Genomic DNA, 19,791 nt, shown 5'->3' on the forward strand with positions numbered 1-19,791 from the left:
TGAAGGGTTGGGGACAAGGGGAATCACAGGCCCGTGGTGTCGCGGCTGCCGGCGGGCACGTGGCCCGCTGAGAACAGGGCGACCAGGCACACCAGCAGCAGGGCCAGCAGCAGCCAGCGGGCGATGCGGCGATAGCGGGTCCAGAAGTTCATCGCACGCTCCCCGCGCCGGCATCGGCGTGCAGTTCCAGCGGCGCGAAGGGGGTCCTGCCGGTCGGCTCCAGCAGCTGCCGGGTGGGCGCGTCCAGGCTGCTCATTTGGACGTCCAGCTCCGCGAACACGCTGTTGAAGCGCTCCTGCACCGTGCGCAGCGCCGTGTCGGTCAGCAGGTCCTGCAGCAGTGCGTCGGCGGAACGCGGATCGAGCAGCGAGCTCGCGTCGTCGATGGCCAGGGCGATGCGCCACTCGCTTTCCTTGCGCTCGATGAGCATGCGGAAGTCGTCCAGGGCGGCCTGGGCCTGCTGCAGCCGCGCGATGTTGAGGCGGTGGAACTGCTGCAGCCGGTCCAGCGCACGCTGGTGCCGCTCCATGACATGGGCCGGGTCGCGTTCGCGGCGCTCCGAGAGCATCTGCGCGATCGACTCCACCTGGCCGCCGACGGTGACCAGCGCCTCGCGGAAGGCCACCAGGCGCTCGGCCCGCCGCAGCAGCTCGTTCTGCAGCTGCTCGATCGGATTGCGCCGGGCCTCGGCCTTGCGCCGCGAGAGCAGCGCGTTCTCCAGCCGCTGCCCGAGCCAGGGCAAGGCCTGCACCACGGCCGCGGCCAGCCCCAGCAGCAAGACCAGCACCAGCAGGCCCGCGCCCGCCAGGACCGCGGTCCACACCAGCGGCAGCATGAGACCGAGGGTCGCGACGCCGGCGGCAATGGCGGCCCAGCGCAGCCAGCCGATCGCGGAATCACCGGGGATGGAAGGGTTCATGGTCGATCTCCTGTTGTTCATGGGACGAAGTGAAGGCGTGCGACTCCCCCCGACGCGCCGCGGCGCGTCGTCGAGCGTCTGCAGGACGGTGAAGGGGCGGCCGGACCGCCGGCGCTCAGCCGGGTGCCGCGCCGGCGCGCTGCATCGCGTCGATCAGCGCGGGATCGATCCAGGCCTGCGCCTTGGCGTGCAAGGGCAGCATGGCGCGCCGCCAGCGGGCCTGTTCGGCCGGCCCCGGCTCCACGACCTGCACCCGGCCGCTGGCGGCGATGCGCGCCAGGGCCTGTGCATTGAGTTGCTCCGCGATGCGGTTGGCATGCGCCGTCGCGTCCTGCAGCGCGGACAGCAGCAGCGCCCGCAGGGACGCGTCCAGCCCGCGCCAGAAGGCCTGGTTCACGATCACCGCATAGGCCAGGTAGCCGTGCCGCGTGACCGCGAGGTGGCTTTGCGCCTCGTGCAGGCGCTGCGTGTCGATGTTGCTCGGCACGTTCTCCTGGCCGTCGAGGCGGCCGCTGCGCAGGGCCTCGTGGACGTCCGCCAGCGGCGACACCGAGACCTCGGCGCCCAGCAGGCGCATCTGCTCGACCAGGGTGCGCGAGGCCTGCACGCGCACCTTCAGCCCGCGCACGTCGTCGGGCGAACGCAGGGCGCGGTTGGCGGTGAACACCTTGAAGCCGTTGTCCCAGTAGGCCAGGCCCTCGACACCCAGGGGTTCGAGCCGGCGCAGCAGGCCGGCGCCGATCCGGCCGGACGTCACGGCGCGGAAGGCGGCGTGGTCGCGAAAGAGATAGGGCAGGTCGAAGGCCTCGAACTCCGGCACCCCGAGCGCCGAGAGCTTGGACAGGGACGGCGCCAGCATCTGCACCGCGCCGAGCCGCAGCGCCTCCAGTTCCTCCCGGTCCTTGTAGAGGGTGCTGTCCGGATGGACCTCCACCCGCACCCGGCCGCCGCTTCGCGCCTGGGCCAGCTCCTTGAAGCGCAGCGCCGCCTGGCCCTTGGCCGTGTCCTCCGCCACCACGTGGCTGAACTGGATCAGCACCGGCCGCTGCGCGAAGGCCCGGCCGGCGCCGAGCGCCGCCGCCAAGCCGGCGGCTCGCAGGACCGTGCGCCGCGAAAGGCGGGCGGGAAGCGGGCTGGGCGTGATGGGCATGGTGTGTCTCCAGGCGGCAGGTTCGATGCGTCGCAGTCTAGGAAGCGCCGCGCCGGCGGCACAGTGTGGCGGTCCACAGGTGTGGGTTTCCACACCCGTCGGCCTCGCGGCCCGATTTCGGGCGCTTCGGTTTCTAGAATGATTGCATGCCGATGGCCTCGCCCCCCGCGCCTTTCCAGCCGCTCGCGCCCGAAGCGGCCTGGCGGCGCCAGCTGTGGCTCTTTCCCGCCGCGCTCGCCCTCGCCTTCTGCGCGCTGGTGGTCGCGTGGGTCCACGGCATCGACACCAACGAGCGCAACGCCTTCCGGCGCCTGCTGGAGGCCGATGCGGCCAGCGTGGAGGCGCAGTTGCTCGCCCGCCTGGACGCCGAACGCGCGAGCCTGCGCGAGATCGCCGCGCAGCTCCCGGCGGCGGGCGCGGCCGGGGACACGGCGCTGCAGGCCCTGCCGCCGGTGCGCGCCGGGCTGGATCGCCTGTGGAACCGCCTCGTGTGGCTGGACGCGAGCCACCAGGTGGTCGGCCGCGCGGCACGCACGCCGAGCCGGGCGGCCACGGCGGGCGGCGACCTGCAGATCCGCGCGCGGGGGCTGGCGCAGCACCTGCAGGCGCCGGTGCCGGGCGGCGGGCAGCTGCTGGCCCGCTACGAGATCACCGACCTCCTGGGCAGCACGGACCTGGTGTGGCTGAACCAGCGCTACGAGGTCTCCTTCCTCTCGGCCCTGGGCGAGGTCATCGCCACCACCGCGAGCTTCGCGCGCCCGCCCGGCGGCATGGCGCACGAACGGGCGCTCGCCGCCTCGCCCGAGTTGCGGGTGGTGCTGCGGCCTTTCGCGCAGCCGCCGGCCTGGTGGCGCAGCCCGCACACGCTGGCCCTGCTCGCGGGCCTGCTGATGCTGGGGACGGCCGGCTCGCTGCTGCTGCGCCGGCAGATGCGGCAAGTGGCGCGGGCCATGGCCGAAGCGCATCGCGAAGCCGCCTGGCGCCAGGCCATGGAGGACTCCGCCCTGGTCGGCCTGCGGGCGCGCGACCTGCAGGGCCGCATCCTGTACGTCAACCGCACCCTGTGCGACATGGTCGGCTGGCAGGCCGGCGAGCTGGTCGGCCTGGCCCCACCCCTTCCCTTCTGGCCGCCCGACGCGGTGGACGCCATGCTCGCGCGCAACCTGGACACGCTCGCGGGCGGCGCACCGCGCACCGGCTACGAGACGCACTGGCTGCACCGGGACGGGCACGGCATCGACGTCATGATCTTCGAGTCGCCGCTGCTGGACCCGCAGGGCCGGCATGTGGGGTGGATGGGGTCCATCGTGGACATCAGCGTGCGCAAGCAGCTGGAGGAACGCGAGCAGCGCCACGGCGAGCTGCTCGCCCAGCACGCGCGCCTGCACGACCTGGGGCTGCTCGCCTCGGAGCTCGCGCACGAGTTGAACCAGCCCCTGAGCGCGGTGATGGGCTACGGCGCGGGGCTGGCCAAGGCCATGCGTTCGCAGCCCTCGCCCGACCCCGTGCTGATGGACGCCGCCGAGCAGGTGCATCGCCATGCGCGCAAGGCCGGTGACATCGTCAACTGGATCCGCCGGCAGGCGCAGCGCGGCGAGCCGCAGCGGCAGGCCGAGGACCTCGGGGCGCTGGTCGAGGCCGTCTGCGCCTTGCGCAGCCGCTCGCTGGAGCGCAGGGGCATCCGCCTGGACAAGCAGGTTCCGCCGCAGCTGCCGGCCGTGCCGCTGGACCGGATCGGCATCGAACAGGTCCTCACCAACCTCCTGCGCAACGCGAGCGACGCCCTGTCGGCCCGCACCGGCCCGCGCCTGATCCGCGTGCGCGCCGGCGCGTCCGACACCGAGGTCTGGGTCGAAGTCCACGACAACGGGCCCGGGCTCGGCGGCCGCACCCTCGACGAGCTGGCCGCGCCCTTTCGCACCACCAAGCAGGCCGGCGCATCGCTCGGCCTGGGCCTGGGCATCTGCCGCAGCATCGTGGAAGCGCATGGCGGCCTGCTCGAGGCCAGCGACCCGCCCGAAGGCGGCGCGTGCCTGCGCTTGCGCCTGCCCCGGCTCGCCTTGCCGGACCTGCCGACCCCCACCGCCCACGAGGTGCTTCCATGAGCACGGTGTTCCTGTGCGACGACGACCCGGGCGTGCGCGGCGCGCTCGCCTTCCTTTTGCGCCAGCACGGCTTCCAGGTGCAGGCGCATGCGAGCGGCCCCGAGCTGCTGGCCGCCATCGACACATTGGCCGCGCCGGTGCGCGGCGTGTTCCTGCTGGACGTGCGCATGGAGCCCATGTCCGGGCCCGAGCTGCACGAACAGCTCATCGCGCGCGGGCTGAAGGAGCGCAACCCGGTGATCTTCCTGAGCGGGCATGCCGACGTGCCCCTGGTGGTGGCGGCGATGCGTCGCGGCGCCGTCACCTTCCTGGAAAAGCCCTATGCCGACGAGGCGCTGGTCGCCCAGCTCCACGAGGCCCTGGCGCGCGAAGCCGACTGGCAGGCCGAGGGGCGGCGCGCCGACTTCCTCGCCGGCCTGTGGCAGGACCTCACGCCGCAGCAGGCACGCGTGGCCACGCTGGTGGCCGAGGGTGACGCCAACAAGACGATCGCCCGCAAGCTGGCGATTTCGGAGCGCATGGTGGAAGTGCACCGTGCGCGCGTGTTCGAGCGCCTGGGGGTGGATTCGGCCGCCGCCGTGGCGACCACCGTGGAGAAGCTGCGCTCGCGCGGACTGCTGGGCCAGGCGGCGCCCGCGTCCTGACCGCGCGGCGCGACGGGCCTCAGGCCTCCACCAGGTAGCCCCGCACGAGCACCGCGTCCCGCTGGGGACGCAGCGTCTGCAGCGTCCCCACGAAAAGACGGCGGTTGAGCCATTCGTGCGGGCCGGCGGGCGCGCGCACGGTGATGCGGGACAGGGCATAGCGCTCGGGCTGGACGCGCTCGTCGACGATCACCTCGTTCACCACCGTGAGCACGGCGCCGTCCGTGGTCTCCATCTCGTACTCGGCGCGCAGCTCCTTCACGCCGTCGGCGCGCAGCAGCTGCCGGTCCGCCCCGCCCGCGCGCACGGTGCCGCACAGGGTTTCATAGCCGGGCGCGCCCCAGAAGCGGCCACCGGCGATGGGCACGATGAAGCGCTCGCCCAGCGGGCCGCTGCCGAGCGACTCGCGGGCGTGCACATCGACGGCCGCGGTCCACACCAGGGTGGCGCGCGGCTGGGGCACGGGCAGGGGCGAAGCCAGGGTTTGCAGTTCGCGGGCGGTATCGTCGTCGCGGGGGTTCATTTGCGCTTGTCCTTCTTGCGGGCCTGGGCCTCGAACTGTTCGATGAAGGCCGCGAGTTTGCCCGCGGCCACGCTGGCATCCTGCACGGGCAGCAGCACCCCCAGCGGCTTGAACGGCATGGGTTCGCGCAGGCGCAGCACCGCCAGCTCACCGCTTTCCACCAGATGCCGCACGACGCTGAACGGCACCAGCGTGAGCAGCCGCTGGTGCCGCAGCATGGACCAGGTGGCCGCCGGCACGCGGGTGATGACCTGGCAGATGCGCAACTCGCCCGGCAGGGGCGCGGTGCGCGCGTCGAACTCGGTGCGCGCGGCGGACCCCGCCGGAGCGGGCAACCACGCTTCCCGGGCCAGGTCGGCCCAGCCGAGGCTGCGTCTGCGCACCAGCGGGTGATCGGCACTGCAGGCGACGACGAAGGTGTCGGGCAGCAGCGCCGTGAACTGCCAGCCCTGCGGCACCACCGCAGGTTCGCGGCAGCCCACCATGTCCACCTCGCCGCGAGCGATGGCCAGTAGGGCGTCGTCGATTTCGGCCTCCTTGAGCTGCACCTGCACCCCCGGGAAGGCCTCGTTGAAGGCCGGCAGCGCCCGCACCAGCAGGCCGTTGACCGTGGCCGTGGAGGCGACCAGCCGCACCACGCCCTCGCCCAGGCCGCGGCGCGCGGCCACGGCCTCCGCGCTCGCGCCCAGGCCGATCAGCATCTGGCGCGCGAAAGGCAGGACGTCGCTGCACGCTTCGGTGGGGCGCACGCCGCGCGCATGGCGGTGAAAGAGCGGGGCCTCCAGCATGCGTTCCAGGTCGGCCAGCAGCTGCGTCACGCCCGGCTGCGTCATGCCCACCGCCTCGGCCGTGCGGCGCACGCTGCCCAGCGTGGCCAGCTGCACCAGCACCTGGATGTGGCGAAAGCGCGCCCGCGCCAGCAGCCGGTTCATGAGGACGGAGGCGGGTGGATGCACGTATAAGCAGGTGTGATCGCAGGGGCCTCGATTCTATTTCTCGCTTAAGGATGCGGCCCGCAGAATGCGACGCAGCCAGGACCGGATTCCAGCCGGTTCCCGCATCCAGGAGACAAGCCATGCACGTACTTTTGAACCGTCGGCAAGTGATTGCCGCCCTCGCGGCCACGCCGCTGCTGTCGCACGCCCAGGGCTACCCCACGCGCGCGGTGAAGCTGGTGGTCGGCGCGCCTCCCGGCGGCCCGTCGGACTTCATGGCCCGCATCTTCGGCGACAACGTCGGCCCCACGCTGGGCCAGAGCTTCGTGGTGGACAACCGGCCCGGCGCGAGCGGCACGCTCGCCGCGGAGAACGTCCTGAAGTCGCCGGCCGACGGCTACACGCTCTACGTCTCCGGGCCCTCGAGCATCGCGGTCGCACCGCACCTGTTCCCGAAGCTGGGCTACAAGCCCGAGAAGGACTTCGTCCCCATCAACATGCTGGGCGCCGGTGCGTTCGTCATCGTCTGCCACCCTTCGCTGCCGGTGAAGTCGATGGCCGAACTGATCGCCTATGCCAAGGCCAACCCCGGCAAGGTGACCTACGGCTCGGGCGGCAACGGGTCCTCGGGCCACCTGGCGACCGAGCTGCTGTCCTCCCTGGCCGGCATCAAGATGCTGCACGTGCCCTACAAGGGCGACGGCCAGGCGGTGAACGACCTGTTGGCCGGGCAGATCCAGCTCATGATCACCGCGCCCAACGTACCGGCCGCGCAGGTCAAGGCCGGCCGGCTGCGGATGCTGGCGGTGACGACGCGCGAGCGCGTGCCCTCCCTGCCCGATGCGCCCACCGTGCACGAGTCGGGCCTGCGGGACTTCGAGTACCTCGGCTGGATCGCCACCTTCGCCCCGGCTGGCACGCCGCAGGCGGTGATCGAGCAGCTCTCGGCCGCATGGCACAAGGTGCGCAGCACGCCCGCCGTGCGCCAGAAGCTGGAGGACCTGGCGATGGTCGCACCGGACCGCCTCGTCTCCGGCGAGCCGCTGCAGGCGTTCCTGCGCGCCGAGAGCGCGCGCCTGGGCAGGGTGATCCGGGACGCCGGCATCCGGGTCGAATGATGGAGCGCGTGCGCCTTTCCAACGGCGTCGAGCTGCATTACGAACGCGCGGGCCGGGGCACGCCGCTGGTGTTCATCCACGGCGCCATGGGTGACTGGCGCTCCTGGGAGGCGCAGTGGCCCGCATTCACGGCGGGCTACGACTGCATCACCTACAGCCGCCGCTACAGTTTTCCCAACCGCAACGACATGCCTTCGCCGGACCACTCGGCGCTGCACGAGGCCGAGGACCTGCGCCTCATGCTGGACGCGCTGGACGTGGAGCGTGCGATCCTGGTCGGGAGTTCGTACGGTGGCTTCACCGCCCTGGCACTGGCCGTCTCGCAGCCGCAGCGCGTGCGGGCCCTGGTGGCCGTGGAGCCACCGATGATGCGCTATGCCGAACTGAGCGAGGCCGGCCGCACCGCACGCGCCGCGTTCCGCCGCGAGACCATCGAGCCAGCCAACGCCGCCTTCCGCGGCGGCGACGACGAACTGGCCGGGCGCATCATGACCGGCGGCATCAACGGCGCGCAGGCCCCCGCCAGTTCGCCGCAGCAGATGCAGCGGCGCCTGCAGAACCTGCGCGCCATGCGCATGCTGGCGCTGTCCACGGACGAATTCCCGCTCCTCGCGCCTGCGCAACTCGCCGCGCTGCCCATGCCCGTGATGCTGCTCTCGGGCGAGAGCACGGCCCCCATCCACCGCGAGATCTTCGCCAACCTGGCCGAGGCCATGCCGCAGGCGACGGTGCTGCGCGTGCCGGGCGCCGGACATGGGGTCAGCCGCGAGCAGCCCGGCTTCTTCAACGAGCGCGTGCTGGACTTCCTTAAGCGGGTGGCGTGAGCCCATCCAGCACCCCCGGCGCAGCGGTTGAGGGCGTCACGCTTTGTAAGGGGCATTGCGAATGCGGGGTGCCGGGCGGAAGGAGAAGCACGCGCCGGCCTGCTGCTTCTACTCGGAACCCGCTGCATTTCCGGGTCCCCGGCGTGGCCTGAACGCACCGGTCTGCTCGACGGCGCGAGGCATGGCGATGCAGCGCGAAGGGGAGCATGCTGCGCCCGCGGCCTGGGCCGTTCAGCCTTCCTCCATGCCGCTCGGGTGCGGCATGCGCGAACAGCCCATGGGCGCACCTTCGCGTTGAAAGGAATGCCATGAAGCCTCTCGTCCTGCCCCGCGGCGCGCCCGGCTCCCTCGGCCGTTGCGCCCTTGCCACCGCTGCCACCCTCGCCCTGGTCTCCTGCGGCGGAGGCAATGAGTTCGGCGCTTCCGATCTCGCGGGTAAGGCGGGCCCGGAGCTGTCCTGCGAATACCGGGTCAACAACACGCAGGACAAGCTGCTCGCCTGCGTGACGCTGGACGGCGTTCGCCGGCACCAGGCGGCGCTGCAGGCGATCGCCGACGCCAACGACGACACGCGGGCCGCTGGGACCCCGGGGTACGACGCGAGCGTGCGCTACATCGCGGACATGATGACGGCCGCGGGTTACGAGGTGCGGCTGGATGCCTTCCTGTTCAACTATGTGCCGCCCGCCGTCCTGCAGCAGACCGCGCCCGTGAGCGCGACCTACGAGACCGGCACCTTTACCGGCAGCGGCACGGGCAACGTGACCGCCGCCGTCACGGCGGTGGACATCAACCTCGCCCTTCCCCGGGACAACACCAGCGGCTGCGAGGCGGCGGACTTCGCGGGTTTCCCGGCCGGCAGCATCGCGCTGGTCCAGCGGGGCACCTGCAACTTCTCGGTCAAGGCACTCAATGCGCAGGCCGCCGGGGCTTCCGCGGTGATCATCTTCAACCAGGGCAACACGTCCGACCGCGAGCCGCTGATCGTGGGCACCCTCACGCCCGCCACGACGTCCATTCCGGTCGTGGGCGCATCGTTCGCCAACGGCGTGTCGCTGGCTCAGGCCGGCTCGGTGGCCCGGGTCCGCGTCGAGGCGCCGCGGGAGGTCACGCAGTACAACGTGATCGCCGAGTCGCGGGGCGGCAACCCGAACAACGTGGTCATGGCCGGCGCACACCTGGACTCCGTCCAGCGCGGCCCCGGCATCAACGACAACGGCTCCGGCAGCGCCGCGATCCTGGAGACGGCCATCCAGATGGCCCGCGTCACGCCCCGCAACAAGCTGCGCTTCGCCTGGTGGGGCGCGGAAGAAGCCGGCCTGGTGGGCTCCACGGCCTACGTCGCAGGCCTGAGCGCACAGGACAAGGCGCGCATCGCGCTATACCTCAACTTCGACATGGTGGGCTCGCCCAACCACGTCTTCTTCATCTATGACGGCGACGACTCCGACGGCGTCGGTGCCGGCCCCGGCCCCGGCGGCTCGGCGCAGATCGAGAAGGTGTTCGAAGGCTTCTTCACCGCACGCGGCATTCCCTTCAAGGGCACCGACTTCAGCGGACGCTCGGACTACGGACCGTTCATCGCCCAGGGCATCCCCGCCGGCGGCCTGTTCACGGGCGCCGAAGGCATCAAGACCCCTGAGGAAGAAGCGATCTGGGGCGGCACGGCGGGCGAGCAGTACGACCCCTGCTACCACCTCGCCTGCGACACCTTCGACAACAACAGCAACGCCGCCCTGGAGACCAACAGCGACGCCATCGCGTATGCGGTGCTGCAGTTCGCGATGAACACGCAGGCCGTCAATGCGCACCGCGGCAAGGGCAACTTCAGGATGCCGCCGCTCGAAGAGAGCGACCTGCGCGGCACGGCGACGCGTTGAAGCTGCGTGGCCAACGCGCAGGCGGCGAGCCGTTTCGCGCGCGGGCCTCCTGGGCCGGACCGCTCAGGGCGATTTCGCCCTGCGGCCGGCGCCGGCACGGGAAGGCGCCGACGTCCTGGCGCGTTTCGCTTTGCCCGCCTCCAGCGCCTCCAGCAAGGTCTCGACCGCCACGAGCGAAGCCCGGTGCGTCTCCGGCCGGCCCGTGCCGGCCAGCATGGCCAGTTCGGTCCCGATCCAGAAGTTGCAGATCCAGCAGCTCACCACCTCGGGCGACACCGGCAGATCCAGCCCGTAGTGCTCGAAAGCCTCGGCCACCACCTTGCCGATGAGGTCGAACCAGGCGTTCATGCGCGGCTGGAATTCGTCCCGCAGGGCCGGGTTGGACATGCTGGCCGCGTACAGCTCCATGAGCACCCGCACGAAGCCGGAGGCCAGGTCGTTCTCGTAGTAGCGACGCGCCTGCGCCCACTTGTGCGCATAGCTGCCCGGGCCCGCGTACAGGCGCTCCTGGCGGGCGAGCAGCCGGCGGTTGGCGTCGTCCAGCACCGCGATGACCAGTTGCTCCTTGGACTTGAAGTGATAGTTGACGAGGGCGTGGTTCACGCCCGCATCCTTGGCGATCTCTCGGATGCTCAGCCCACCGTAGCCCTCGCGCGCCAGGCGCTGGAATGCCGCTTCCAGGATGCGCGCCTTGGTGTCGTGGCGTGCAGGCGCGGCGGCGGCTTCGGTGATGCGTGCGGGCATGGGCAGATATTAACCATGTGGATAAACCATGGTGCCAGCGTCCGGGGCAACTCTTCCGAAACATGGCTCAGGAAATCATTCCGTTGACAGCTTCCGAGACTGGCAATATCTTGAACAGTCGTTCAACCACCGTGGCACGATCCGCCGGCTGTGGTTGCAGGTGCAGGAGCACAGGAGCACGCCACCCATGAGCCCACTCGAACCGCCCCGGCGGCTTGCGCTGCAAGCCGGTCCCCTGCCGGCCGCCGGCACGCTGCCGCAGCCCTACCCTTACGAGACCGTGGCGCCCGCCCGCGAGGGATACGTCGAGCGTGACGGGGTGCGCTCCTGGTACGCGCAGTACGGCGAAGAAGGCCCCTGGATCGCGTTCGCGCCGATCTTCCAGATCGCCAACACCCACCTGCTGCGCGCGGTCGTGCCCTGGCTGTCGCAGCATTACCGCGTGGTGGTCATGGACCTGCGCGGAAGCGGCCGGTCGGACCGGCCCGTGGAGCCGCAGCAGTATTCCTTCGATCACTACTACGCCGACTTCGTGGCCGTGCTGGACCGCCTGGGCGTGGACCGCACGGCCGTGGTCGGCATCTCCGCCACCGCCATGACGGCCATCCGGCTGGCGCACGAGCAGCGCGGACGGGTGGCGCAGCTGGTCCTGGTGGGCGGCTGGATCGAACGGCGCCTGGCGCATCCGCAGGCCGCCCAGGCGCTGCAGGAGAACATGGCGCGCATGCGTGCCGACTGGGCCGCCTACCTCGACGGATTCTTCAGCGTCTGCTTCAGCGAGCCGCACTCGACCAAGCCCTACGAGGACGCGGTCCGCCAGGGCTGGTCCACCGACGGCGAGACCGTCGCCATGGCGCTGGCCGGCTGGATGGGCCACGACCTGCGCGAGCCGGCCCGCGAACTCGGCTGCCCCACCCTCGTGATCCACGGCGACCAGGACGGCCGCGTGCCCTACGCCCAGGGAGAAACCGCGGCTGCCCTGATCCCCGGGGCTCGCCTGGTGACCGTGGGCGAGGGCGGCCACCTCATGCCGGCGCGTGACCCGGTGGCCTTCTGCCGCCTGCTGGCGCAGTTCGTCGGCCGCCCCGGCGAGCGCAGCACCTGGGTGCGCGCGATGCGGCGCAAGCGCAAGGCGCTGTTCGTCTCCAGCGCCATCGGGCTGGGCCACGTCCAGCGCGACCTGGCGATCGCCCGCGCCATGCGCGCGCTGCATCCGGACCTGCAGGTGGACTGGTTCACCGTGCCGCCGGCCTCCACGTACCTGGAACGAGAGGGCGAGCGCGTGCACCCTGCCTGCGCGCGCCTGGCCAACGAGAGCAGCCATTTCGAGCGCGTGGCCGGCGAGCACGACCTGCAGGCCTTCTTCGCGCTGCGCACCATGGACGAAGTGATGGCGCGCAACTTCCTCGTCTTCGAAGACCTGCTGGAGCACGAGCACTACGACATCGTGGTCGGCGACGAAGCCTGGGAGGTGGACTACCACTACCACGAGAACCCGGAACTCAAGCGCCAGCCCTTCGTCTTCCTCACCGACTTCGTGGGCTGCCTGCCCATGGAGGAGGGGAACGAGCGCGAAGCCTTCCTGTGCGCGGACCGCAACGCGGACGACATCGCGCACGTGGAGCGTTATCCGTGGATCCGCGACCGCGCCCTCTTCGTGGGCAACCCGCAGGACGTGCCGCAACTGCCCTTCGGCCCCGGCATGCCGATCATCCGCGACTGGGCCTGCCGCAACTTCGCCTTCACCGGCTACGCCCTGCCCTTCGACCCGAAGGCGCTGGCCGACACCGAGGCCCTGCGCGCGCGGCTCGGCTTGCGACAGGACGAGAAGCTGGTGATCGCTGCCGTCGGTGGAACCGCGGTGGGCGCGCCCCTGCTGCAGAAGATCGCCCAGGCGTTCCCGCTCATGAAGCGCCAGGTGCCCGAGCTGCGCCTGCTGCTGGTGGCCGGACCGCGCGTGCCACGCGATGCCTTCCCGGCGCACGAGGGGCTGAGCGTGCTGCCCTATGTCCACAACCTCTTCGAGCACCTGGCCTGCTCCGACCTGGCCTTGGTGCAAGGAGGCCTGAGCACCTGCATGGAGCTGGTGGCCTGCGGCAAGCGCTTCCTGAGCTTCCCGCTGGAGCGCCACTTCGAGCAGTGCATCCACGTGCAGCACCGGCTGCGCAACTACTGCGCGGACTGCGCGGTCCCGTTCCGGGGCCTGACGGCGGCGTCGCTGGCGGACAAGGCCCTGCAGGCCATGGCGTCGCCGGTGCATTACCAGCCGGTGGAGCTCGACGGCGCCGACCGTGCTGCCCGGCAGATCCTGGCGGTGATGGAGAACCGGCACTGGGCCACTGCCTGAGCGGCGGCCGGCGTATCCTCTTTTCCCCACTTCGCTCCAAGGAGTCCTGCGATGCGTTTCCTCGTCCACATCACCTGCGGACCCGAGCAGCCCACGCGGGCCGCCCTGGCGTTCTTCGTCGCCCGGGCGGCCGTCGAGGAAGGCCACGAGACCAGTGTGTTCCTGGCAGGCGACGCCGTGCAGCTCCTGCGCGACGCGGTGCTGGACGCAGCGGTCGGCCTGGGCACCGGCTCGCTGCGCGAGCACTACGACAAGCTGGTCGCCGGGGGCGCCAAGTTCTACCTGTCCGGCGGTTCGTCCAAGGCACGCGGCGTCTCGGATGCGGACCTGGCTGGCAAGTCCTTCGAGTTCGGCAACCCGACCCTGCTGGTGCGGCTCGCCGCCGAGAACGACAAGGTCCTCTGCTACTGAGGCGCGCTCGCCACCGGCTTCGACGCTCCGGCAGCCCGGGCGCCGGCGCGTCCGGATGCTCAGGCCTGCGCGAGGAACGCCTGCAGTTCAGCCACCGTCGCCGCGGGGTTCTCCTCGCACAGGAAGTGACCGGACTCCACCGGGCCGCCGCGGACCTGCGTTGCCCACCGGCGCCACACGTCCAGCGGCGTGCCGGCGCCGGCCGCCACGCCGGATGACCCCCACAGCACGAGCAGGGGCACCTCGATGGTCCTGCCCGCCTCGACGTCGGCGCGGTCGTGCTCGAAGTCGGCATGGGCGCCGGCGCGGTAGTCCTCGCAGGCCGCATGGATGCGCGCGGGATCGCGCAGCGCGGCCAGGTAGTGGGCGACTGCGCGCGGGTCGAACGGGTCCCTGCCCGGCTTGGTCCAGCGCCTGAACGTTTCCATGAAGTACGCGTCGGCGCTGGCTTCGATCAGGCGCTCGGGCAGCGGATGGGGCTGCGCGAGGAAGGTCCAGTGGTAGATGCGCAGCGCGAAGTCCCGGTCCATCTTCAACCAGTAGTCGTAGGTGGGAAGGATGTCCAGCAGCGCCAGGCGGGTCAGGCGCTGCGGCTGGTCCAGCGCGAGGCGGTAGCCGACGCGCGCGCCGCGGTCATGGGCCGCCATGGCGAAGCGCGGGAAGCCGAGTCGCTCCATCGCCTGGGCCATGACCTGCGCCATCGCGCGCTTGGTGTATGGCGTGTGCTGGGCGTCGCTGGGCGGCACGTCGGACTGGCCGTACCCGGGCAGGTCGGCGACCACCAGCGTGAAGCGCTCGGCCAGCGCCGGCGCGACCTGGTGCCACATGGCGTGCGTCTGCGGATAGCCGTGCAGCAGCAGCAGGGGCGGCCCCTTGCCGCCCACGCGCGCAAAGATGCGGCCGGCATCGGTGTCGAGCCACTCGGATGCAAAGCCGGGGAACAGGTCGGCAAGCTCTGGCATGGAAGGTTCCTTGCGATCGTGCGGGTCCGCGCATTCTCCGCGTGGAAGCCGCCCCGTGCAGGCGGTCGCGGGCGTATGGTGCAGGCTCGTTCGGCGAATGCGCACCGACCCGCGCCTGAAGGAAGCCCATGACCACCCTCCTCGCCCTCTCCGGCAGCCTGCGCTCAGGCTCCTACAACACCGCACTCCTGCGCACGGCGGCCGGCCTGATGCCGGCCGGTGCGACGCTGGAGATCGCCACGCTGCACGGCATTCCGCTCTACGACGGCGATGCCGAAGCGCAGGACGGCATTCCGCCGGCCGTGCAGCAGCTCAAGGACAGGATCGTTGCCAGCGACGGCCTGCTGATCGCCACGCCCGAGTACAACAACGGCATTCCGGGCGTGCTCAAGAACGGCATCGACTGGCTCAGCCGGCCGCCGGCAGACATCGCGCGCGTGTTCGGCAACCGCCCGGTGGCGGTGATGGGCGCGTCGCCCGGCGGCTTCGGCACCATCCTGTCGCAAAACGCCTGGCTGCCCGTGCTGCGCACCCTGGGCACGCGGACCTGGTTCGGCGGTCGGCTGCTGGTGTCCCGCGCGGGCCAGGTGTTCGACGCTTCGGGACAGATGACGGACGAGAAGATGAAGGCGCAGCTGCAGGCGTTCCTGCAGGGGTTCGTGGACTTCGTGGCCGCGCAGCCGCCCACGAAGCCCTGAGGCAAGCCGCTCAGGCCTCGCCATGCATGGCGAGGTCCTGCAGCCGTCCGGGGCTGCGCACCACCAGCAGGCCCTTGTCCCGGCGGATGACCTCCTGCGCCGCCAGCTCGCGCAGCTGCTCGTTCACGCGCTGGCGCGAGCACCCGAGCAGCTCGGCCAGCAGGTGCTGGCGCAGCCGCAGGCCGATGCGCACTTCGCCGCCCTGGCTCGCTTGGCCATGCCCCCGCATCAGGTGCAGGAGCTGGCGCGCGAGCCGCGCGCGCAGCGTCACGCTCGACAGCTCCTCGATGAGGCCGAAGGCCTGTCGCAGACGGTGTCCCTGCAACTGCACCAGCGCGAGCGCGAACTCGGGGTGCTCGCGCAGCAGGCCGAGGAGGTCGGCGCGTGTGACGGCGACCGTGGTGGTCGGCCCTTGCGCGAACGCGTCGTGGCTGCGTTGCACCGGGCTGCCCAGCGGCGGATCGCCGAACCAGCGGCCCGGCCGCACGAAGGTGAGCGTAAGCGACTTGCCGGCCGGCGTCGTGGACGCGATGCGCACCGCGCCGGCCGCGCACCCCAGCCACTCGGACACCTCGTCCCCGCGCGCGAAGAGGCCCTCGCCATCGGCATGCCGGCGCACGCGCAGCACGCGCAGCAGGTCGTGGCGCAGGCTGGGGGCGAGCTGCTCGAACCAGCGGCTTGCGCAGAGTGCGGCGCGCTCCCCGGGCGCCAGCCGGACGGTGTGCGCCATGGCGCCTACTGCGCCTCGATCTTCGCGGCCTTCATCATGGCCTCGGTGTTCCCGATCTCGGCCTGCAGGTTCTCGGTGTACTCCTGCGGCGTGCTGGGCGCCACGAGCGAGCCGTTGGCCTCCAGCTTGGCACGCACCTGCGGGTCGGCCAGGGCCTGGTTCAAGGCCTCGCTCACGCGCTTGACGATCGGCGCGGGCGTGCCGGCCGGCATGGACAGGCCGCCGAAGGACACGAGGTTGATGCCCGGCAGGCCCGCTTCGGCGGCAGTCGGCACCTTGGGCAGCTGCGGATTGCGCTTGGGGCCCATGACGGCCAGCGCGTTCATCTTCCCTCCGTGGATATGGGGAAGCGAGACGGAGAAGATGGTGAGCGCATAGTCCACCTGCTTGCCCATCACGGCCGTGGCCGATTCCGAGGCGCCCTTGTAGGGCACGTGCAGCGCCTCCATGCCCGTGGCGTTGAGCATCAGCTCGCCGCCCATGTGCGCAGGCGAGCCCACGCCGCCGGAGGCGAAGGTTAGCTTGCCGGGGTCCTTGCGCCCCCGCTCCACCAGCTGCTGCACCGAGGTGATGCCCGACTCCGCGTTCACCACCAGCAGCACGTCCGACTGCGCGATGCGCCCCACGTGCACGAAGTCCTTCATCACGTCGAAGCCGGGCTTGCGGTACATGCGCATGCTGGTGGCCATGGGCGAGGCCGAGTACACCCAGGTGTAGCCGTCCGGCGCGGCCTTGGCCGCGACCTGCGCGCCCAGGTTGCCGGCGGCGCCGCCCTTGTTCTCGATGACGATGGGCTGCTTGAGGATGTCGTCCATCGCGTCGGCCACGATGCGAACCGTGGTGTCCGGCGCGGTGCCGGCCAGGTAGGGGACGATCCACTTGATCGGGCGGGTGGGATAGTCCTGCGCCTGCGCGCCGGCGGACAGTGCGAGGGTGGCGCCGGCCACCAGGGCGGCCAGGGTACGTCGTTGCATGCGTTGTCTCCTTCAGGTGGGTGGATGTGTCAGTGCACCGCAGCGCCCAGCAGCTCGCGGGCGATGGTGTTGCGCTGGATTTCGCTGGTGCCGGTCAGCACCCGGTACATGCGCAGCAGGCGGAACAGGAATTCCACCCGGCTGCCCTGCACGATGCCTTCGCCGCCATGGACCTGCACCGCGCGGTCGGCGATGCGGAAGGCCGTCTCCGAACAGAACAGCTTGGCCATGGACGCTTCGGCGCGCGCCTCGGCTCCGCTGTCCAGGGTGCGCGCGACGCCCAGCATGAGCGCGCGCGCGGCCGCGAGTTCGGTGGCCATGTCGGCCAGCATGTGCTGCACGGCCTGGAAGGCGCCGATCGGCTGGCCGAACTGGCGCCGCGTGGCCGCGTGGGCCAGCGAGTCGTCCAGCGCGAGCCGTGCCAGTCCCAGCATGGCCGGGCAATGCAGCACCCGGTTGACCGTGATGCGGCCCAGCGCCAGCGCCAGCCCGCGGCCCCGCTCGCCGATCTGGTTGCCCGCCGGGATGCGGCAGCCCTCCAGCACGATGTTGCCGGTGTGGGACTGGCCCGCCATGGTCTTGTAGCCGGCCTCCACCGTGAAGCCCTGGCGTTCGCGCTCGACGAAGAAGGCCGTGGTCTCGCGCACCGCGGGGTCCTCGCTGGTGGAGGCGATGACCACGGCGAAGTCGCAGAAGGGCGAGCCGGAGATGAAGCGCTTCACGCCGTCCAGCACCCAGTCGTCCCCGTCGCGGCGGGCGCGTGTCTGCAAGGCGCCCGCGTCGGAGCCGGCCTCGGGCTCGGTGATGGCAAAGCAGATGGCCTTCTCGGCGCGGGCCACCGGCAGGATGAAGCGCTCCATCTGATGCGGCGTGGCATACCGGGCCAGCGCGCCCACGCGCGGCGGACCGGTCAGTTCGCCCAGCACATGGGCCGCGAAGGGCGATCCGCTGGCGTAGATGGCTTCCTTGATCAGCACGTGGTCCACCAGCGCGAAGCCTGCGCCGCCCAGGGCCTCGGGCAGGGTCACGCCGTAGAAGCCCCTGTCGCGCGAGCGCTTCCACACCCGCTCCAGCAGCGCGCGCGGGGCGCCGCTTTCATGCGTGATGCCGTGCTCGGCGGCCAGTGGCTGCAGCTCGTCGCGGATGAACTCCTGCACGCGGGCGATGAAGTCGGCAGCGCGCTCGGAGCCTTCGAAACAACGCGTCGGGGTCGGCTTGGCGTCCATGACCTTGGCTCCTTCAGTTGACCCGGCGCTCGCGGCCGTGCCAGTAGGGCTCGCGCACCTCCTTGCGCGAGAGCTTGCCGTTGGCGTTCTTGGGCAGGTGCGCCACGAAGTCGATCGAGCGTGGCCGCTTGAAGTCGGCCAGGCGCCCGCGGCAGAACTCCATGATCTCGCCGCTTGCGGCCTGCTGGCCCTCGCGCAGCACCACCACGGCCTTGACGCTTTCTCCCCAGCGCTCGTCGGGCACGCCGACCACGCACACCTCGTACACCGCCGGGTGCTGCGCCAGCACGGATTCCACCTCGCTCGGGTACACGTTGAAGCCACCGGAGACCAGCATCTCCTTCTTGCGATCGACGATGAAGATATAGCCCTCCTCGTCCACGCGGGCGAGGTCGCCGGTGCGCAGCCAGCCGTCCTCCTGCAGCACCTCGCGCGTCTGCGGCTCGGCGCGCCAGTAGCCGGCGAACACGTCCGGGCCGCGCACGCAGATCTCGCCGATGGCGTCGCCCGAGACCGGGCGGCCCTGCTCGTCCAGCACCTGCACGTCCGACTCGCACACCGGGCGGCCGCAGGCCGCCAGCAGCTCGGGACGGCCGCCCTCGATGGCGCGGGCGTGGTCCTCGATGGTCAGCGCGATCACGCCGCCCGTGGTCTCGCCCGCGCCGTAACCCTGCGACAGCACCGGGCCGAAAGCCGCCCAGGCCTCGCGGATGCGCGAGGGCGACATCGGCGCCGCGCCGTAGCTCACCAGGCGCAGGCTGCTCAGGTCGCGGCTGCGCAGGCTGGGCTCGGCCAGCAGCGCGTGGATCATGGCCGGCACGAAGAAGGCCATGGTGACGCGGTGCCGCTCGATGGCCTCCAGCACCTCGGCCGGCTTGAAGCCTTCCAGCAGCAGCAGGGTCGCGCCCTGGTACAGCATGGGCTGCATGAACATGCCGCTGGCGTGCGTGATGGGGCCGCACAGCATCAGCACGTCGCCCGGGCCGGCGTGCATGCGGCCCATGGTCACCTTGCGCAGCGAGGCCATGCGGTTGCCCACGGTCTGCATGGCCGCCTTCAGCTTGCCGGTGGAGCCGGAGGTGTAGTGCAGCACGGCCAGCTCGTCGGGCCGCATCTCGACGCAGACGGGCTCGTCGCTGGCGGATGCGAGCAGCGCCTCGTAGTCCAGCCAGCCCGGGGCCGGCGCGAAGGCGATGCGGTGGCGCAGGCCAGGCGCGGCTTCGGCGGCCTCGTCCACCATCGTGCGGTGCTCGGGCCCGGCGAGGATCGCCGCCGGCTCGGCATTGCCCAGCGCGTCGGCCAGCTCGGTGGGCGCAAGGCGGGCATTCAGCGCCACCTTCACGAGGCCGGCCTTGTACAGCGCGCATTCCAGCTCCACGATCTCGGGCCGGTTCGGCGAGACCACGGCGACGCGGTCGCCCCGCTGCAGGCCCAGGCGGAGCAGCGCCTGCGCCAGGCGGGTCGAGCGCGAGTCCAGCTCGCGATAGCTGATGGCGCGGTCGCGGAAAAGAATGGCCGGGCGCTGCGGCCAGAAGCGTGCGCTTCGCGAGATGTACCTGCCGATGTTCATGGTGGGCTTGCCTCCTGGTTGCACGCAGTCT

General features: G+C 71.4%; 19 protein-coding genes. 8 read left to right on the plus strand and 11 right to left on the minus strand.

Annotated features, from left to right (window positions below; all coding sequences use genetic code 11):
- Positions 1 to 23: 23 nt before the first annotated feature.
- The 3 genes from EZ242_RS22515 to EZ242_RS06270 form a co-directional block, all read right to left on the minus strand.
- Positions 24 to 152, minus strand: coding sequence for a hypothetical protein (locus tag EZ242_RS22515; RefSeq protein WP_276606531.1), 129 nt, complete (start codon positions 150 to 152; stop codon positions 24 to 26).
- Positions 149 to 919, minus strand: coding sequence for a hypothetical protein (locus EZ242_RS06265; protein WP_135284273.1), 771 nt, complete (start codon positions 917 to 919; stop codon positions 149 to 151). Before EZ242_RS06265 ends, EZ242_RS22515 begins: the two co-directional genes overlap by 4 nt.
- Positions 920 to 1,034: 115 nt before the next feature.
- Positions 1,035 to 2,069 carry a DctP family TRAP transporter solute-binding subunit gene (locus EZ242_RS06270; protein WP_135284274.1) on the minus strand — a complete coding sequence of 345 codons (1,035 nt, stop codon included), beginning with the start codon at positions 2,067 to 2,069 and terminating at the stop codon, positions 1,035 to 1,037.
- A 152-nt stretch (positions 2,070 to 2,221) separates the two neighbouring features.
- On the opposite strand from EZ242_RS06270, the gene EZ242_RS06275 reads away from it, so the two are divergent.
- Complete coding sequence (locus EZ242_RS06275) at positions 2,222 to 4,174, plus strand: PAS domain S-box protein (protein ID WP_135284275.1); 1,953 nt, start codon at positions 2,222 to 2,224, stop codon at positions 4,172 to 4,174.
- Positions 4,171 to 4,818: a response regulator transcription factor gene (locus EZ242_RS06280; protein ID WP_135284276.1), complete on the plus strand. Its 648-nt coding sequence runs from the start codon at positions 4,171 to 4,173 to the stop codon at positions 4,816 to 4,818. The genes EZ242_RS06275 and EZ242_RS06280 overlap by 4 nt, the downstream gene beginning before the upstream one ends.
- 19 nt (positions 4,819 to 4,837) lie before the next feature.
- Here the strand turns inward: EZ242_RS06280 and EZ242_RS06285 are convergent, their stop codons facing one another.
- Together EZ242_RS06285 and EZ242_RS06290 are read right to left on the minus strand one after the other, a co-directional pair.
- The gene (locus EZ242_RS06285) at positions 4,838 to 5,341 is read right to left on the minus strand and encodes a DUF3237 family protein (RefSeq protein ID WP_135284277.1); all 504 of its coding nucleotides are present in this window, start codon (positions 5,339 to 5,341) and stop codon (positions 4,838 to 4,840) included.
- Entirely contained in the window at positions 5,338 to 6,273 is a 936-nt protein-coding gene (locus tag EZ242_RS06290; protein WP_135284278.1) for a LysR family transcriptional regulator, read from the minus strand. The genes EZ242_RS06285 and EZ242_RS06290 overlap by 4 nt, the downstream gene beginning before the upstream one ends.
- 143 nt (positions 6,274 to 6,416) lie before the next feature.
- On the opposite strand from EZ242_RS06290, the gene EZ242_RS06295 reads away from it, so the two are divergent.
- The 3 genes from EZ242_RS06295 to EZ242_RS06305 all read left to right on the plus strand — a co-directional run bounded on the left by EZ242_RS06295 (position 6,417) and on the right by EZ242_RS06305 (position 10,098).
- Complete coding sequence (locus EZ242_RS06295; protein WP_167784667.1) at positions 6,417 to 7,394, plus strand: Bug family tripartite tricarboxylate transporter substrate binding protein; 978 nt, start codon at positions 6,417 to 6,419, stop codon at positions 7,392 to 7,394.
- Between the two features lie 8 nt (positions 7,395 to 7,402).
- Positions 7,403 to 8,218 carry an alpha/beta fold hydrolase gene (locus tag EZ242_RS06300; RefSeq protein ID WP_167784668.1) on the plus strand — a complete coding sequence of 272 codons (816 nt, stop codon included), beginning with the start codon at positions 7,403 to 7,405 and terminating at the stop codon, positions 8,216 to 8,218.
- A gap of 308 nt (positions 8,219 to 8,526) precedes the next feature.
- A complete protein-coding gene (locus EZ242_RS06305) occupies positions 8,527 to 10,098 on the plus strand; it encodes a M28 family peptidase (protein WP_135284281.1) in 1,572 nt (523 codons plus the stop codon).
- 63 nt (positions 10,099 to 10,161) lie between these two features.
- Here the strand turns inward: EZ242_RS06305 and EZ242_RS22350 are convergent, their stop codons facing one another.
- Positions 10,162 to 10,842 (minus strand): TetR/AcrR family transcriptional regulator, encoded by a 681-nt coding sequence (locus EZ242_RS22350; RefSeq protein ID WP_135284282.1) that lies wholly within the window; start codon positions 10,840 to 10,842, stop codon positions 10,162 to 10,164.
- 187 nt (positions 10,843 to 11,029) lie between these two features.
- Between EZ242_RS22350 and EZ242_RS06315 the strand changes: the two genes are divergently transcribed.
- Together EZ242_RS06315 and EZ242_RS06320 are read left to right on the plus strand one after the other, a co-directional pair.
- Positions 11,030 to 13,189, plus strand: coding sequence for an alpha/beta hydrolase (locus EZ242_RS06315; protein WP_167784669.1), 2,160 nt, complete (start codon positions 11,030 to 11,032; stop codon positions 13,187 to 13,189).
- Positions 13,190 to 13,240: 51 nt separating this feature from the next.
- Positions 13,241 to 13,600 carry a DsrE family protein gene (locus tag EZ242_RS06320; protein ID WP_135284284.1) on the plus strand — a complete coding sequence of 120 codons (360 nt, stop codon included), beginning with the start codon at positions 13,241 to 13,243 and terminating at the stop codon, positions 13,598 to 13,600.
- 59 nt (positions 13,601 to 13,659) lie between these two features.
- Here the strand turns inward: EZ242_RS06320 and EZ242_RS06325 are convergent, their stop codons facing one another.
- Entirely contained in the window at positions 13,660 to 14,562 is a 903-nt protein-coding gene (locus EZ242_RS06325) for an alpha/beta fold hydrolase (protein ID WP_135284285.1), read from the minus strand.
- A gap of 128 nt (positions 14,563 to 14,690) precedes the next feature.
- Between EZ242_RS06325 and EZ242_RS06330 the strand changes: the two genes are divergently transcribed.
- On the plus strand, positions 14,691 to 15,260 hold the full coding sequence (locus EZ242_RS06330; RefSeq protein WP_135284286.1) for an NADPH-dependent FMN reductase: 570 nt from the start codon (positions 14,691 to 14,693) through the stop codon (positions 15,258 to 15,260).
- A 10-nt stretch (positions 15,261 to 15,270) separates the two neighbouring features.
- Here the strand turns inward: EZ242_RS06330 and EZ242_RS06335 are convergent, their stop codons facing one another.
- From EZ242_RS06335 to EZ242_RS06350, 4 genes are read right to left on the minus strand one after another with little or no spacing between them, the layout of a single operon-like run.
- On the minus strand, positions 15,271 to 15,990 hold the full coding sequence (locus EZ242_RS06335) for a Crp/Fnr family transcriptional regulator (protein WP_135284287.1): 720 nt from the start codon (positions 15,988 to 15,990) through the stop codon (positions 15,271 to 15,273).
- Between the two features lie 5 nt (positions 15,991 to 15,995).
- Positions 15,996 to 16,964: a Bug family tripartite tricarboxylate transporter substrate binding protein gene (locus EZ242_RS06340; protein ID WP_135284288.1), complete on the minus strand. Its 969-nt coding sequence runs from the start codon at positions 16,962 to 16,964 to the stop codon at positions 15,996 to 15,998.
- A 29-nt stretch (positions 16,965 to 16,993) separates the two neighbouring features.
- Positions 16,994 to 18,190, minus strand: coding sequence for an acyl-CoA dehydrogenase family protein (locus tag EZ242_RS06345; protein ID WP_135284289.1), 1,197 nt, complete (start codon positions 18,188 to 18,190; stop codon positions 16,994 to 16,996).
- 13 nt (positions 18,191 to 18,203) lie between these two features.
- Entirely contained in the window at positions 18,204 to 19,760 is a 1,557-nt protein-coding gene (locus EZ242_RS06350; protein WP_135284290.1) for an acyl-CoA synthetase, read from the minus strand.
- Between the last annotated feature and the right edge of the window lie 31 nt (positions 19,761 to 19,791).

The sequence above is a fragment of the Ramlibacter rhizophilus genome (assembly GCF_004681965.1).
Lineage (GTDB): Bacteria > Pseudomonadota > Gammaproteobacteria > Burkholderiales > Burkholderiaceae_C > Ramlibacter > Ramlibacter rhizophilus.